Source organism: Aeromonas sp. FDAARGOS 1408 (genome assembly GCF_019048665.1).
Taxonomy (GTDB): domain Bacteria; phylum Pseudomonadota; class Gammaproteobacteria; order Enterobacterales; family Aeromonadaceae; genus Aeromonas; species Aeromonas dhakensis.
Window position 1 is genome coordinate 1,821,839 of sequence record NZ_CP077394.1, and the last position, 14,775, is coordinate 1,836,613.

The window sequence follows — 14,775 nt, forward strand, 5'->3', positions numbered from 1 at the left end:
GCCCGACATTTCTATTCAATAATCAACAACAACCACGCTGAACAGGGATAGCTCCGTGTACAGAGTCTTGTTGTTATGGTGTTTGTGCACCGCCGCCTGGGCGCAGGAGTCACTGCAGGTGGGCTGGGCCAGCTGGCACCCGTTCAGCTTTCGCGACGAACAGCAGCAGCTACAGGGGCTGGACATCGACCTGCTGCAAGCCATCTTCAGCCGGGCCGGCTTTAGCGCCAGCTACAGCGAGATGCCCTGGGCCCGCGTACTGCGCGAGCTGGAGTTCGGCACCATCCAGCTCACCATGTCCGCCAACCAGACCGCCGAGCGCGAGCGGTACGCCCGCTTCAGCCTGCCCTATCGCAACGAAGAGACAGTGCTGCTGGTGCGCCGTCAGGACAGGGCGCGCTGGCAAGGGATCACCCAGCTCTCGGACCTGCTGCCACGGCAGGATTTCACCATAGGGATGATGCGTGATTTTGATTACGGCACCGATTTTCGCACCTTCATGCAATCGCCCCAGATGCAGGATCGGCTGCTGGCCCGCCTGCGGATGGAGCCCTTGCTCAAGCTGCTGCTGGCCGGCCGCATTCAGGGGGTGGTCATCGATCCCATGGGGCTGCAGGAGATAAGCCTGGCCGGTATCCCGCTTGATGACCTCACCCCCCTGCTCAATATCCAGCGCACACCGGTGCATCTGATGCTGAGTCGGCGCACCACCACGCCAGCCCAGCTGCACCGGCTGGACGAGGCCATCCAGGCGCTGCTCACCAGCCCGGAATACACCCAGATCCTGGCCCGCTATCGTTATCAGTTGCCGCCCATCAAATGAAAAAAAACGGGCCCAGTGGGCCCGTTCTCTTGTGTACTCGCTCATTGGGCCAACAGATGGCCAACCAGCTCAAAGCGCCAGCCCTGCAGCAGCATGGGCTTGTCGGCTCGGGCCCGCTCTTCGTCGCTCATGCGCCAGCTCCAGGTGAAGTACTGGTGAATGATCTTCTTGCTGGCTACCAGTTCGGGCGGAATATTGCTGGCCTTGGCCTTCTCTTCCACCATCCCCTTGATGCGCTTGAGCTCGGCCTTGTATTGGGGGTAATCCACCAGCCGGCGAATGGGCTCGGGCCAGCCGGCAGGATCGCTCTGCTGAGCGGCGGCCACGATGTCCAGCATCCGCTTGCCGTGGATCTTGATCTCGATGGGGGCCAGCCCCAGCTCGTTGAGATCCCGCAGGGAGGTGGGCTTGCGCTCCGCCACCTTGAACAGGTGCAGCTCCTTGACCACGAAGTTGAGGGCCAGATCCCGGCGCACCGCCTCCTGCTGACGCCAGGCGGCCAGCTCGCGCAGTATCGCCAGCTCGCGGCGCCCCAACTGCCAGGCGTTGACGATGTCGAGATAGGCCTGACGGGGATCGCTGCTCTGGGTCTTGCGGGCGGAGTGGTTCTGGCACTCCTGCTCGAACCAGGCGAACTTGCCGCTTTCACGCAGCGCCGCCATCACCTTGTCGTAGAGAGGCAGCAGATAGAAGACGTCGGCCGCCGCATATTCGAGCTGACGGGGGGTGAGCGGACGCGCCAGCCAGTCGGTGCGCGCCTGATCCTTTTCCAGGGTCACGCCGAGAAACTCGTTGACCAGGGCGCCGAAGCCCACCGAGACCCCGTGGCCCAGAAAGGCTGCCGCCAGCTGGGTGTCGTGCATCTGGTTGGGCAGATGACCCGCCTGATGCTGGATAAGCTCCAGATCTTCGCCGGAGGCGTGCAAAATGGCGATCTGCCCTGCCCGACCGAGTCGCTGCCAGAGGGAGGAGAGATCCAGCGTCAAGGGATCCAGCAGTGCCAGCTGGTGGCCGTCATAGATCTGGAACAGGCCCAGCTGGGGGTAATAGGTACGGGTGCGGACGAATTCAGTATCGATGGCCAGGGGAACGTCGGCCAGGGAGGCGAGATACTGATCCAGTTCGGCTTGCTGTGAAATGAGTTGATAATGCATCTGTGCCTGCGCGTTGATCAGGGCCAAAAGAAAAAACCGTGGGCTGACCCACGGTTTTGCATAACGACGGCATGCTGCTTGGCAGCGCCACGCCGGTTACTGCTTGGCAATCTCCTCGTCGCGCAGCACGCGGCGCAGGATCTTGCCCACATTGGTCTTGGGAAGTTCGTCACGAAATTCTACCAGTTTCGGGACCTTATAGGCAGTCAGATGTTTGCGGCAGTGCGCAATAATCTCGTCTTCCAGCAGCTTTGGATCTTTCTTCACCACGAAGATCTTCACCAGCTCGCCAGAGACCTTGTGCGGCACGCCGACGGCGGCCACTTCCAGCACTTTCGGGTGGAGCGCCACCACGTCTTCGATCTCGTTCGGATAGACGTTGAAACCGGAGACCAGGATCATGTCTTTCTTGCGATCGACGATCTTGAAGAAGCCCTGCTCGTCGCACACCGCGATATCGCCGGTACAGAGCCAGCCATCCTGCATCACCTCGGCGGTGGCTTCCGGCCGCTGCCAGTAACCGCTCATCACCTGCGGGCCGCGTACCTGCATCTCCCCCGGTTTGCCGAGTTCGTGGATCACCTGACCGTTGTCATCCACCAGCCGGATGTCGGTGGAGCAGACCGGCAGGCCGATGGAACCGTTGTAGTCCACCAGATCATAGGGGCAGACGCTCACCAGGGGTGAACACTCGGTCAGGCCGTAACCTTCCAGCAGCGGAGTGTCGGTCAACGCCTTCCACTGCTCGGCCACCGCCCGCTGCACCGCCATGCCGCCGCCGATGGTGAGCTTGAGCTTGTCAAACGGCATGCTCTGGAACTCGCCATTGTTGACCAGCGCGTTGAACAGGGTGTTGACCCCGGTGATGCAGGTGAAGGGGTACTTCTTGATCTCTTTGACAAAGCCCGGGATGTCGCGCGGGTTGCTGATCAGCAGGTTGTAGCCACCCAGACGCATGAACAGCAGGCAGTTCACGGTCAGCGCGAAGACGTGGTAGAGCGGCAGCGCGGTGACCACGAACTCCTTGCCCCGCTCCAGCACAGGGCCATAGACACCGAGGCACTGCTCCACGTTGGCGATCATGTTGCGGTGGGTCAGCATGGCCCCCTTGGAGAGGCCGGTGGTGCCGCCGGTGTATTGCAGGAAGGCGAGATCGTCGTTGTTGATCTCGGGCTTGATGTACTGCAGATAGCGCCCCTTGGCCAATGCCTGACGCATGGTGCTGGCGTGGGGCAGATTGTACTTGGGCACCAGCTTCTTGACGTATTTCACCACGAAGTTGACCAGGGTCCCCTTGGCCAGCCCCAGGTTGTCCCCCATCCGGGTCAAGATCACGTGCTTGACCGGGGTGTCGTAGACCACTTTTTCCAGGGTGTGGGCAAAGTTGGAGACGATGACGATGGCCTTGGCGCCGGAGTCCTTGAGCTGGTGCTCCAGCTCGCGCGGGGTGTAGAGCGGGTTGACGTTGACCACTATCATGCCGGCACGCAGGATGCCGAACACGGCGATGGGATACTGCAGCAGGTTGGGCATCATCACGGCGACCCGGTCACCCTGGCTCAGCTTGAGCTCGTTTTGCAGGTAGGCGGCAAAGGCGCGGGACTGCTCCTCGAGACGACGATAGGTAATGGTCTGCCCCATGTTGACGAAGGCAGGCTGGTCGGCAAACTCGTTCACCGACTCTTCAAACATCTCGACCAGGGAGCTGTATTGGTCTGGATTGATCTCGGCGGGCACCCCTTCTGGATAACGCTTCAGCCAGACTTTTTCCACGAACTTCTCCTGCATAACTAGCACCTGTGCGCTCACTGTGTTGCCTCCGTCCCTGTTCACATCCATTTCAAGCAGTTGTTTTAAGCTCATACTCTAATGTCGCCCATATTTACATAGGGCAACATCAATTAACAGCGAATTAACAACAGAAAAATGTGAGGGGGAAGACAAACCTGGAATTATTGAAAGCCGCCGATTCTACCGAATTTGACAAAATTTTTCGATACAAACCGCGGTCTCTGCCGAATTTTCCATATGAAAATGGTGGTTTCCCGCCAAAACGACACGTTCAATGCGTGTAAAGGCGGCATGACGCTCTCCCCACTGTACCTGCAGGCTGGCAAATCCCTCTGCGCCGGCGATAAACAGCACCGGGCAACGGATGGCCCGGATCAGCGCCTGAGCCTGCCCCTCGCTCATGCGCATGGGGGAGAGATCCCGCAGACGGGGATCGCTGCGCCAGTGCCAGCGCCCTGCCCGGGCTTCCAACTGCCGCTCGCAGATAAGGCGTGCCGCACTCGGGGTGATGTCCGCCACCTTGCAGCGCGCCGCCACCGCTTCGTCGATGGAGGCAAAGCCCTGGGAGGCTCGCTCGCGGGTTCTGCTGCGGTTGAGGATGGCCCGGCGCAGCTGCTCCGGCACGGCGTCGTCCGGCTGACTGAGGGGTCCGAGCCCCTCCAGCAGAATGAGCCGCTCCACCTGCTCGGGGAAGACCCCGGCATAGGCGGAGGCAATCAGCGCCCCGAGGGAGTGGCCCAGCAGCACAAAGCGCGACCAGCCGGCGGCCTGGGTGATCTGATAGAGATCGTCCAGCCAGTCGACAAAGACATAGGGTGTGTTCTTGTGATCCGAGTGACCGTGCCCCGGCAGATCGACACAGACGAGGTGAAAGTGAGTCAGAAAGGGGGCCAGGGGCACAAAGCTTGCGCTGTTGTCGAGCCAGCCATGCAGGGCAAGCAGCAGCGGTTTGTCCCCCTGCTCTCCCTGCGCCGGCGGGCTCTCGAGCAAGGCAACCCGGCGGCCGTCGGCCAGGGTCAGGAAGCGCTCTTGCAGCAAGGTGTTCATGCCCAGCTCCTAGCGGCGCAGCGGCCGTCTCGGCCAGTAGGGATCATAGAAGGGGTCGTAGAAGTAGGGATCCATGTAGCGGATCTCCACCTCCTTGACCGGCGGCCACAGCTTGCTGCCCGTCACCTTGAGCACCGAGAAGCGGTATTTATGCTCACCAATCTGGCTGTCCACCGGCTGGGCTATGGTGCCGAGCACCGTCAGGCTGCGCCCCTTGGCATAGAGGGTCGGGTCGACAAAACCCTGCATGATGGCCAGAAAACGGCCCGGGCTCTGTTCGGTCTGCTCCGGCACCCCGTTGGACTTGAGCGGCAGATAGACCACCTCGATGACGCTCTGATCCGCCTTGTTGTGTACCGACGAGATGACGCCGCTCCAGCGGGCCGGCTTGCCTTCCAGGCCGGCAAGCGCCGGCTGGTAGGCCACCAGCTGGTTGGCGGGCTCATAGGCCAGCTCTTGCGGGACCGAGCTGCAGGCACCGAGCAGAAGGCCGGCGGCCCCCATCACCATTGCACGCTTCAACATGTCACTCTCCTTGGGTCGGGCTGGGCCCGACCTCTCAACCGCCCGCATGGGGCCTGTGTCGACCGGCATGAGCGACAAGTCTGCCACTCCTGCCCTTATTCGCGACCCGGCAGCTTCTTCCAGGTCACCTTGTCACGCAAATATACCGGGGTCGCCTGCTCGACCGCCACCGCCTCGCCGGCCAGCCAGGCGCTACGGGCAAGCGGCAGCATGTCCTCTGCCGCCGGGAAGCGTACCTGGCTCGCCACCAGCTCGTCGGCCAGCGCAGCGAGGGTCTCGCCATAGGTCTCAAATCCGGTACCGACGCGGGTAAAGCTGCCCGGCAGCATGCCGCGGGACGCCACCAGTGCGGCGGGGCCGCTCACCACCTCTTCGCCCACCAGCTGGATGCGGCCATCGATGAGCTCATAATGGCCGAAGTAGACCTCGTCCATGCGCGCATCGATGGCGGTCAACACCCGCTCGGCGCCGTCTAGCCGATGAGCCCCCTGCGCCATGGCGGCCAGGGTGGAGATACCGATCAGCGGTACACCTGCGCCCAGCGCCAGCCCCTGCGCCACGCCGATGCCGATCCGCACCCCGGTAAAGGAGCCGGGACCACGGCCGAAGGCGATGGCATCGAGCTCGTCCAAGGTTACCCCGGCCTCGTCCAACACAGCCTGAACCATGGGCAGGATTTTACGGGTGTGATCCCGCGGCGCCTCTTCCCAACGGGAGAATACCTTTTCCCCCACCAGCAAGGCGGCGGAGCAGGCTTCGGTGGCGGTATCTACGGCCAGGATCTTCAACTCGTTCATGCTTTCCAATCTCTATAAAATCAGTCAATTACATAATCTGCAAGCAGGCTCTGCCAGCAGTTTTCACATTCTGGTGCGCGAATTGCGGGCCGCCTCGGCCCCTATCGGCAGCGTGGTCGTCACGCCATCGCACGGGTGCGCAGCATCTTCGGTAGATTCAGCCCTTGCGATCGAAAAACCCGCCCAGGGTGGCCAGCTCTCGAGTCCGAGGAATCGCGGGCAGGCTCTTGATGAAGGTCGCGCCGTAGGGTTTGTTGACCATGCGGGGATCACAGATGACCAGTACGCCGTGATCACTGCGATCACGAATGAGTCGCCCCACCCCCTGCTTCAAGGCAATTACCGCCTTGGGCAGCTGGATATCGGCGAAGGGATCACCGCCCCTGAGCTTGCAATCATCCACCCGCGCCTTCAGCAGCGGATCGTCGGGGCTGGCAAACGGCAGCTTGTCGATGATAACACAGGAGAGCGCGGCACCACGCACGTCGATCCCCTCCCAGAAGCTGCTGGTCGCCACCAGCACGGCGCGGCCATTCTCGACGAACTCCTTGAGCAGCCGCTGCTTGTTGTCTTCCCCCTGCAGCAACACGGTGCGACCGATCTCCCGGCGCAGCACCTCGGCCACCTGGCGCATCACCTGATGACTGGTACAGAGGAAGAAACAGCCCCCCGGCGTCTTGTTGATGAGCGGGATCATCAGGTTGGCCAGCTGCTCGCCCCGACCAAAGGCATTGGGCTCGGGCAGGAAGCGCGGCACACACAGGCGCGCCTGCTCGCCATAGTCGAACGGGCTGTCGAGAATAAGCTCGGCGCTGCCGGCCAGCCCCAACTCCGCCTTGAAGTGATCAAAGCGCATGTCCACCGTCAGCGTGGCCGAGGTAAACACCCAGGCCACCTCGGGGCGCAGCACCTCGGCGCCGAAGCGCTCGGCCACCGACAGCGGGGTCAGATTGAGGGTGAAATGGAGCCGCGAGCAGTCATACCAGTAGGAGAAACCGGTCTGGTTGACCGCCAGCACCTCGCCAAGGCGAGTGCGCAGCTCGCTGATGCGCTCGAAACAGTGGTCAAGCTGCTCCCCTCGCCCCAGCGCCAGCTTCAGCACCTCGTAACACAGGCCGAGGGCATCGTTGAGGCGGGCCAGCGCCTGGCCCCAGAGCGGTTGGCGCAACATGTCGCGGGTGTTGCCACGACCGCCGTCCACCCCGAAGGCGAGCCGCAAGTCCTGGCTCGCGATGGCGAGCCTGTCTGCCGCCTTGCCAAGCTGACCCATGTCGTGGGCCTCGGCCCGATAGGCAAGCTGGATATCCTGCGCCAGATCCTGGATGGTGCGGCTGCCCACCGACTTGCCAAAGTAGTTGGTGGCGATCTCGGGCAGCTGGTGCGCTTCGTCAAACACATAGACCTGCGCTTCTGGCACCAGCTCGCCGAAACCTGTGTCTTTGACCGCCATGTCGGCGAAGAAGAGGTGATGGTTGATCACCACCACCTGGGCATCCATGGCGCGGCGGCGGGCCACCACCAGATGGCAGTCATCGTAATAGGGGCAATCGCGGCCGAGGCAGTTTTCATTGGTGCTGGTGACGTGGGCGAGGATCTCGGCGTTCTCCTGCAATCCAGGAATGTCCCCCACGTCACCGTTGTCGGTGGCGGTGGACCAGGACTTCACCTTGACCAGATCGTTGAGCACTTCGGGCTTTTGCAGGTGAGATTCGCTGAGCAGCCGGTTCATCCGCTCGATGCACAGATAGTTGCTGCGCCCCTTAAGGAGAGCCACCGGCGGGGTATAGGCGAGCGCGCCGGTGATGGTCGGCAGGTCTCGATAGAAGAGCTGCTCCTGCAGGTTCTTGGAACCGGTGCTGATCACCACCCGCTTGCCGGATTCCAGCGCCGGCACCAGATAGGCGTAGGTTTTGCCGGTACCTGTGCCCGCCTCCACCAGCAAGCGACCGTGTGACTTGATGGCTTTGGCCACCGCTTCGGCCATCTCCAGTTGCGGGGCGCGGGCGACAAAACCGTCGATATGGCTGGCCAGAGGGCCGTCTGGCTTGAACAGGGTCTGGATGGTCAAAGGGGCGTCCCGCTGCAACAAAAGGGGGCATTATGCCAAAAAGGTGGCAAAAGCGGGACTGACTTCTGCCCCTAGACGAAGAGATCGATCTGGTGATCGGGGTCCGGCTTGTGATCGTCCTCTTCAGGCTTTTCCTGATCACGCTTGGCCGAGGGGTAAGGCTGCTGGCGCTGCTGGGAGTCACCGTTGTCGGTGCTGGTCTTGCGCAGCTGATGCTTCTGGCTGATCTGGGTTACTTCCCGCTTGATGTCGTCACTGCTCGGCGCGGCCGGCGCCCTGGGCAGAATGGGGAATAACAGGTCCTGGCTGGGCATGATGTCGCCTCCTCTGGCTCACCTTGTCTAGTTATCGACCATAAAACCGTTTTCTCAACTTTAATCGACCAAATCACATTTTCCGGTTGCTTTTTCCGTCAAGGCAGGTAGTTTAAATCGGGCGTCAACTACGACATCTTATTTGTAAAGGATTGATTACATGCAGTTCACCAGCCTGAAGACTCATCACCACCATCATCATCCCGAATAGTCTTTCAGGAGGTTGACTGCTGGAAGACACTTAACTGGTGACTTCCAAAAGGACCGCAAGATTCATAAACCCTCGGAAGCACCCACTTCCGAGGGTTTTTTCGTTTTTGACTAGAAGGAAATCGAGCAATGGAAACACAACGTCTGCGCATCGCCATGCAAAAATCCGGTCGTCTGAGCCAGGACTCCCAGGCCCTGTTCAAGAGCTGCGGCCTCAAGATCAACCTGCGCGAGCAGCGCCTCATCGCCCATGTCGAGAACATGCCCATCGACATCCTGCGGGTGCGCGATGACGACATCCCGGGGCTGGTGATGGAAGGGGTGGTCGACCTTGGCATCATCGGCGAGAACGTGCTGGAAGAGGTGCAGCTCATCCGCGCCTCCCAGGGCCAGCCCTTTGCGGTCAAGACCCTCAAACAGCTCGACTTCGGCGGCTGCCGCCTCTCGCTGGCGGTGCCGGACGACGTCAACTACACCGGGCCAGAGAGCCTCGCCGGCAAACGCATCGCCACCTCCTACCCAGGCCTGCTCAAGCGCTTCTTCGACGAGAAGGGGCTCGACTTCAAGAGCGTGATGCTGGGCGGGTCGGTGGAAGTGGCGCCGCGCGCGGGCCTGGCCGACGCTATCTGCGATCTGGTCTCCACCGGTGCCACCCTGGAGGCCAACGGCCTCAAAGAGGTGGAGGTTATCTACCGCTCCAAGGCGGTACTGGTGCAGGCACCCAACCCCTTGTCCGATGCCAAGCAGAAGATCATCGATACCCTGCTGCCCCGCATTCAGGGGATGCAGCAGGCGCGCGAGAGCAAGTACATCATGCTGCACGCCCCCAAGGACAAGCTCGACGCCATCACCGATCTGCTGCCGGGCGCCGAACGTCCCACCATCATGCAGCTGGCGGGCGAAACCAATCAGGTGGCGCTGCACGTCGTCTCCAGCGAGACCCTGTTCTGGGAGACCATGGAGCAGCTCAAGGCGCTGGGTGCCAGCTCCATTCTGGTGCTGCCCATCGAGAAGATGATGGAATAAGGAAGGGATATCATGCAGACCCTGATCTGGAAGACCCTCTCCCCCGCCCAGCAGGCCGACGTGCTGACCCGGCCAGCCCTGAGTGACGAAGCCGACATCGGCGCCGTGGTACGGGAGATCATCGGCTCGGTACGCAGCCGGGGTGATGAGGCCCTGCGCGAGCTGAGCCAGCGCTTCGAACGTGCCCCGCGCCAGCAACTGCAGGTAAGCAATGCCGAAATCGAGGCCGCCTGCGAGCGCCTCGATGACGAGATCAAGGGCGCCATCGAGGCGGCCATCGCCAACATTCGCACCTTCCACGCCGCGCAAGCGCAACCCGTGGTGCGGGTGGAAACCCAGCCCGGGGTGGTGTGCGAGCTGCGCACCCAGCCCATCAGCCGGGTCGGCCTCTACGTGCCGGGGGGCAGCGCCCCGCTCCCCTCCACCGTGATGATGCTGGCCATTCCGGCAGCGATCGCCGGTTGCCGTGAAGTGGTGCTCTGCACCCCGTCCCCGGCCAGCGACGAGATCCTGTTTGCCGCCCGTGCCTGCGGGGTCGAGAAGGTGTTCGCCATCGGCGGTGCCCAGGCCATCGCGGCCATGGCTTACGGCACCGAAAGCATTCCCAAGGTGGACAAGATCTTCGGCCCGGGCAATGCCTATGTGACCGAAGCCAAGGGCCAGGTGTCGCGCGACTGGCGCGGCGCCGCCATCGACATGCCGGCCGGCCCCTCCGAGGTGCTGGTGATCGCCGACGAGAGCGCCAACCCGGCCTTCGTGGCGGCGGATCTGCTCTCCCAGGCCGAGCACGGCCCCGACAGCCAGGTGGTGCTGGTCACCACCTCGCCGCTGCTGGCCGACGCCATCAACGGCGAGATCAAGCGCCAGCTGGCCAAACTGACTCGGCGCGACATCGCTGCCAAGGCGCTGGGTTCAAGCCTGGTGATCCTCTGTGACGATCTGGCCGAGGCGTGCGCCATCTCCAACGCCTACGCGCCGGAGCACCTGATCGTGCAGACCCGCGCCCCGCGCGAGCTGCTGGACCGGCTTGAGAATGCCGGCTCCATCTTCCTCGGGGCATGGACACCGGAATCGGTCGGCGATTACGCCAGCGGCACCAACCACACTCTGCCCACCTACGGCTATGCCCGCACCTGCTCGAGCCTTGGCCTCGCCGATTATCAGCGCCGCTACACGGTGCAGGAGCTGAGCGAGCGCGGCATTCAGGGCCTTGGCCCCATCGTCGAGCGCATCGCCCAGGCCGAGGGGCTTGATGGTCACAAGAATGCCGTCACCCTGAGGTTGAACGCCCTGGCCGCCGCGCCCCAACAAACAGCACAGCAGAAGGATTTGTCATGAGCATTGCCAATCTGGCGCGCCGCGTGGTGCGGGCCCTCACCCCCTATCAATCCGCCCGCCGCATCGGCGGCAAGGGCCACGTCTGGCTCAACGCCAACGAGGCCCCGCTGGCCTATCCCTTCACCATCGAGGGGAGCCGCCTCAACCGCTACCCCGAGTGCCAGCCGGCCGAGGTGGTGAACGGTTATGCCGCCTACGCTGGGGTCAATCCCGATCAGGTGCTGGTGAGCCGCGGTGCCGACGAGGCCATCGAGCTCTTGATCCGCACCTTCTGCGAGGCGGGACAGGATCAGATCCTCATCTGCCCCCCCACCTACGGTATGTACGCCATCAGCGCCGAGACCTGTGGTGTCGGTATCGTCGAGCAACCGCTTACCACCAGCCGCCAGCCGGACTGGCCCGCCATCGCCGATCGCCTCGGCGACGTGAAGCTGGTGTTCCTCTGCTCCCCCAACAACCCCACCGGGGATCTGGTGGGTCGCGACGGGCTCATCGCCCTGCTGGAGAAGGCGCAGGATCGCGCCATCGTGGTGGTGGACGAGGCCTATATCGAGTTCTGCCCCGAGGCTTCCGTGGTGGACCTGCTGGCTCGCTTCCCCAATCTGGTGGTGACCCGCACCCTCTCCAAGGCCTTCGCCCTGGCGGGGATCCGCTGCGGCTTTACGCTGGCAACCCCCGAGGTGATCGCCATGCTGGCCAAGGTGATCGCCCCCTATCCCATTCCCGAGCCCATCGCCCAAATAGCGGCGCAGGCCCTCTCCCCCATGGGGCTCGAGCTGATGTGCGAGCGAGTGGTGGAGCTCAACAAGCAAAAGGCCGCCTTCAAGGCAGAGCTGGCAAAGTTTGCCTGCGTGAAGGAAGTGTTCGAGGACAAGGGCAACTTTGTGCTGGTGCGCTTTGTGGATGGCGCCAGCGTGTTTGCCGCCATGAAGGCCGCCGGCATCATCTTGCGGGACTTCTCGACCAAGCCAGGCCTTGATAACAGCATTCGCGTCACCATCGGCTATCAGGGCGAGATGGACGCCGTGCTGGCAGTGTTGCGTGACCTGCCCTCTCCCACTTTGTAAGACAAGGATGTAGCGATGAAGACCCCGTTTTTGTTTATCGACCGCGACGGCACCCTGATTGAAGAGCCGGTGACCGACAAGCAGGTGGACAGCCTCGCCAAGCTGCGCTTCGAACCCATGGTGATCCCGGTACTGCGCGAGCTGCAGGCCGCCGGTTACGTGCTGGTGATGGTGACCAACCAGGATGGGCTGGGCACCGCCAGCCTGCCGCTGGAGAACTTCCAGCCGCCCCACGATCTGATGATGCACCTGTTCGAATCGCAAGGAGTGAGCTGGGAAAAGGTGCTGATCTGCCCGCACTTCCCCACCGACGGCTGCAGTTGTCGCAAGCCCTACCTTGGCCTGGTGAAGGAGTATCTCGCCTCGGGTCGCATCGACTTTGCCAACTCCTTCGTGATTGGTGACAGACAGACCGATCTGCAGCTTGCCGAGAACATGGGCATCAGCGGTATTCGCTACCACCCGCAGGATCACGACTGGCTCGCCATCCGTGATCAGCTGCTCTCCAAAGGACGAGTTGCCGAGGTGGAGCGCTATACCAAGGAGACCCGCATCCAGGTGGCGGTTGATTTAGACAAGAGCGGCGGCAACCAGATTGAAACCGGCATCGGCTTTTTTGATCACATGCTGGATCAGATAGCGACCCACGCCGGTTTCAGGCTCAAGCTCAAAGTCAGCGGCGATCTGCACATCGATGATCACCACACGGTGGAAGATGTCGGCCTCGCGCTAGGTCAAGCCCTGCGCCAGGCCCTTGGCAACAAGCGCGGCATCGGCCGTTTCGGCTTCGTGCTGGCGATGGACGAGGTGCAGGCGGTGATCGATGGCCGCCCGCGTGCGGATGAAGAGACCCCGCTCACCGAGCAGGAGGTGGCCACCGCGCTGGATTTGAGCGGTCGCCCCTACTTCGTGTTCGACTGCCCGAGCGGTTTTGGCCGCGACAGCGTGGGCGAGATGGCCACCGAGATGGTGCCCCACTTCTTCCGCTCACTTTCTGATGCCATGGCCATCACATTGCAGATGAAGGTGGGCAGCGGCAACACCCACCACCAGGTGGAGGCGCTGTTCAAGGGCTTTGGCCGCGCCCTGCGCCAGGCCATTAGGGTGGAAGGGAGCGAACTCCCCTCCAGCAAGGGGGTGCTGTGATGGAAGTGAACAAACAGAAGCTGGTCATCATCGATACGGGGTGTGCCAATCTGGCCTCGGTGCGCATGGCATTCGAGCGCCTCGGCGCGGCGCCTCGGGTCTCCCGCGAGGCGGCCGACATCGAAGCGGCTGACAAGCTGATCCTGCCCGGCGTCGGCACCGCCGTGGCCGCCATGAAGAACCTCAACGAGCGCAATCTGGTGCCGCTCATTCGCGCCGCCAAACAGCCGCTGCTGGGCTTTTGCCTCGGCATGCAGATGCTGGCGGAGGACTCCGAAGAGATCATGAGTGAGGGCGAAGACAAGGGCGGGCTGATCGACTGCCTCGGCATAGTCCCTGGCAAGATCCGGCTGATGGAGGTGGGCAACCTGCGCCTGCCTCACATGGGCTGGAATCAGGTGGAGCACGACGAGAGCCACCCGCTGCTCAAGGGCATTCCAAGCGGCAGCTACTTCTACTTCGTCCACTCCTACGCCCTGGAGGTGACCGACGCCACCATCGCCACCTGCGACTACGGCCAGCCGTTTACCGCCATCGTCGGTCGTGACAACTTCTTCGGCGCCCAATTCCACCCGGAGCGCTCCGGCGCGGCCGGAGCCCGCCTACTGCAAAACTTTCTGGAGCTTTAACAAGGATGATTATCCCAGCCATTGATCTGATTAACGGCCAAGTCGTGAGGCTCTATCAGGGCGACTACGGCCAGAAGACCGCCTACAGCGACAGCCCGCAGGCCCGCTTCGATGAATATGTCTCCCAGGGGGCAGTGCAGCTGCACCTGGTGGATCTGGACGGTGCCAAGGATGCCAAGGCGCGCCAGCTTCCCCTCATCGCCCAGCTGCTGTCGGCGACCGAGGCGCCGGTGCAGGTGGGGGGCGGCGTGCGCAGCGAACAGGATGTGGCGGATCTGCTGGCCGCCGGCGCCAGTCGGGTGGTGATCGGCTCCACCGCCGTCAAATCGCCGGATCTGGTGGCCAGCTGGATGGAGAAATACGGCCCCGAGCGCATCGTGTTGGCGCTGGACGTCAATATCGACGCCCAGGGCAATCGCCATATCGCGGTGGCCGGCTGGCAGGAGAACAGCGGAGTAACCATAGAGGCGTTGATCGAACGCTTCCTGCCCGCTGGGCTCAAGCACGTGCTCTGCACCGACATCAGCCGTGACGGTACCCTGGCCGGCACCAACGTCGAGCTCTACCGGGATCTCTGCGCCCGCTACCCGAGCGTCGGTTTCCAGGCCTCCGGCGGCATTGGCGGCATTGAGGATATCGAGGCGCTCAAGGGCTCCGGGGTCAAGGGGATCATCCTCGGTCGCGCCCTGCTGGAGGGCAAGTTCTCGGTGGGGGACGCCATCGCCTGCTGGGGCAGTCACGGCAACGCCGGCTGATCCCGCCACAGCAGACAACCTCCTGACGTTGACTGGTGAAGGCCCGCCTGCGGGCCTCTCTCCAGCAAGGGGTAAATCGGGGTAA

The 14,775-nt window shown here is 62.7% G+C and carries 14 protein-coding genes and 1 other annotated feature; of the genes, 7 read left to right on the forward strand and 7 right to left on the reverse strand.

The genetic code is table 11. The features are described from left to right. Positions 1-55 precede the first annotated feature (55 nt). Positions 56-823 carry an ABC transporter substrate-binding protein gene (locus tag I6L38_RS08575; protein ID WP_043171371.1) on the forward strand — a complete coding sequence of 256 codons (768 nt, stop codon included), beginning with the start codon at positions 56-58 and terminating at the stop codon, positions 821-823. Between the two features lie 41 nt (positions 824-864). Here I6L38_RS08575 and rnd read toward each other — a convergent pair whose 3' ends face one another. The 7 genes from rnd to I6L38_RS08610 all read right to left on the reverse strand — a co-directional run bounded on the left by rnd (position 865) and on the right by I6L38_RS08610 (position 8,519). Beyond that, positions 865-1,977: a ribonuclease D gene (gene rnd / locus I6L38_RS08580; RefSeq protein WP_181969393.1), complete on the reverse strand. Its 1,113-nt coding sequence runs from the start codon at positions 1,975-1,977 to the stop codon at positions 865-867. Positions 1,978-2,073: 96 nt separating this feature from the next. Further along, positions 2,074-3,750 carry a long-chain-fatty-acid--CoA ligase FadD gene (gene fadD, locus I6L38_RS08585; RefSeq protein ID WP_010633942.1) on the reverse strand — a complete coding sequence of 559 codons (1,677 nt, stop codon included), beginning with the start codon at positions 3,748-3,750 and terminating at the stop codon, positions 2,074-2,076. Between the two features lie 198 nt (positions 3,751-3,948). Further along, positions 3,949-4,815 (reverse strand): alpha/beta fold hydrolase, encoded by an 867-nt coding sequence (locus I6L38_RS08590; protein ID WP_201880616.1) that lies wholly within the window; start codon positions 4,813-4,815, stop codon positions 3,949-3,951. Between the two features lie 9 nt (positions 4,816-4,824). Continuing rightward, on the reverse strand, positions 4,825-5,340 hold the full coding sequence (locus tag I6L38_RS08595; RefSeq protein ID WP_065017116.1) for a Slp family lipoprotein: 516 nt from the start codon (positions 5,338-5,340) through the stop codon (positions 4,825-4,827). Between the two features lie 95 nt (positions 5,341-5,435). Next, a complete protein-coding gene (gene tsaB / locus I6L38_RS08600) occupies positions 5,436-6,137 on the reverse strand; it encodes a tRNA (adenosine(37)-N6)-threonylcarbamoyltransferase complex dimerization subunit type 1 TsaB (protein WP_017788102.1) in 702 nt (233 codons plus the stop codon). 157 nt (positions 6,138-6,294) lie between these two features. Further along, the gene (locus I6L38_RS08605) at positions 6,295-8,205 is read right to left on the reverse strand and encodes an ATP-dependent DNA helicase (protein ID WP_216989395.1); all 1,911 of its coding nucleotides are present in this window, start codon (positions 8,203-8,205) and stop codon (positions 6,295-6,297) included. 71 nt (positions 8,206-8,276) lie between these two features. Then, complete coding sequence (locus I6L38_RS08610) at positions 8,277-8,519, reverse strand: hypothetical protein (RefSeq protein WP_005301068.1); 243 nt, start codon at positions 8,517-8,519, stop codon at positions 8,277-8,279. A gap of 186 nt (positions 8,520-8,705) precedes the next feature. Next, positions 8,706-8,830 (forward strand) — a sequence feature (His leader region). Positions 8,831-8,858: 28 nt separating this feature from the next. On the opposite strand from I6L38_RS08610, the gene hisG reads away from it, so the two are divergent. Genes hisG through hisA form a run of 6 tightly spaced genes read left to right on the forward strand, consistent with a single transcriptional unit; the run spans position 8,859 to position 14,690 of the window. Then, positions 8,859-9,755 (forward strand): ATP phosphoribosyltransferase, encoded by an 897-nt coding sequence (hisG, locus tag I6L38_RS08615; RefSeq protein ID WP_216989396.1) that lies wholly within the window; start codon positions 8,859-8,861, stop codon positions 9,753-9,755. Positions 9,756-9,767: 12 nt separating this feature from the next. Then, the gene (hisD, locus tag I6L38_RS08620; protein WP_216989397.1) at positions 9,768-11,093 is read left to right on the forward strand and encodes a histidinol dehydrogenase; all 1,326 of its coding nucleotides are present in this window, start codon (positions 9,768-9,770) and stop codon (positions 11,091-11,093) included. Further along, positions 11,090-12,160, forward strand: coding sequence for a histidinol-phosphate transaminase (gene hisC, locus I6L38_RS08625; protein WP_216989398.1), 1,071 nt, complete (start codon positions 11,090-11,092; stop codon positions 12,158-12,160). Before hisD ends, hisC begins: the two co-directional genes overlap by 4 nt. 15 nt (positions 12,161-12,175) lie before the next feature. Beyond that, positions 12,176-13,306: a bifunctional histidinol-phosphatase/imidazoleglycerol-phosphate dehydratase HisB gene (gene hisB, locus I6L38_RS08630; protein WP_216989399.1), complete on the forward strand. Its 1,131-nt coding sequence runs from the start codon at positions 12,176-12,178 to the stop codon at positions 13,304-13,306. Then, entirely contained in the window at positions 13,306-13,935 is a 630-nt protein-coding gene (gene hisH, locus I6L38_RS08635) for an imidazole glycerol phosphate synthase subunit HisH (protein WP_216989400.1), read from the forward strand. The genes hisB and hisH overlap by 1 nt, the downstream gene beginning before the upstream one ends. 5 nt (positions 13,936-13,940) lie before the next feature. Beyond that, a complete protein-coding gene (gene hisA / locus I6L38_RS08640) occupies positions 13,941-14,690 on the forward strand; it encodes a 1-(5-phosphoribosyl)-5-[(5-phosphoribosylamino)methylideneamino]imidazole-4-carboxamide isomerase (RefSeq protein WP_017784288.1) in 750 nt (249 codons plus the stop codon). Positions 14,691-14,775: the final 85 nt, after the last annotated feature.

Coding starts and splice junctions, on each gene's coding strand:
- hisA (WP_017784288.1), top strand. CDS start 13,941: ATGATTATCCCAGCCATTGATCTGATTAACGGCCAAGTCGTGAGGCTC.
- hisC (WP_216989398.1), top strand. CDS start 11,090: ATGAGCATTGCCAATCTGGCGCGCCGCGTGGTGCGGGCCCTCACCCCC.
- rnd (WP_181969393.1), bottom strand. CDS start 1,977: ATGCATTATCAACTCATTTCACAGCAAGCCGAACTGGATCAGTATCTC.
- I6L38_RS08610 (WP_005301068.1), bottom strand. CDS start 8,519: ATGCCCAGCCAGGACCTGTTATTCCCCATTCTGCCCAGGGCGCCGGCC.
- hisH (WP_216989400.1), top strand. CDS start 13,306: ATGGAAGTGAACAAACAGAAGCTGGTCATCATCGATACGGGGTGTGCC.
- tsaB (WP_017788102.1), bottom strand. CDS start 6,137: ATGAACGAGTTGAAGATCCTGGCCGTAGATACCGCCACCGAAGCCTGC.
- I6L38_RS08590 (WP_201880616.1), bottom strand. CDS start 4,815: ATGAACACCTTGCTGCAAGAGCGCTTCCTGACCCTGGCCGACGGCCGC.
- hisG (WP_216989396.1), top strand. CDS start 8,859: ATGGAAACACAACGTCTGCGCATCGCCATGCAAAAATCCGGTCGTCTG.
- hisD (WP_216989397.1), top strand. CDS start 9,768: ATGCAGACCCTGATCTGGAAGACCCTCTCCCCCGCCCAGCAGGCCGAC.
- I6L38_RS08595 (WP_065017116.1), bottom strand. CDS start 5,340: ATGTTGAAGCGTGCAATGGTGATGGGGGCCGCCGGCCTTCTGCTCGGT.
- hisB (WP_216989399.1), top strand. CDS start 12,176: ATGAAGACCCCGTTTTTGTTTATCGACCGCGACGGCACCCTGATTGAA.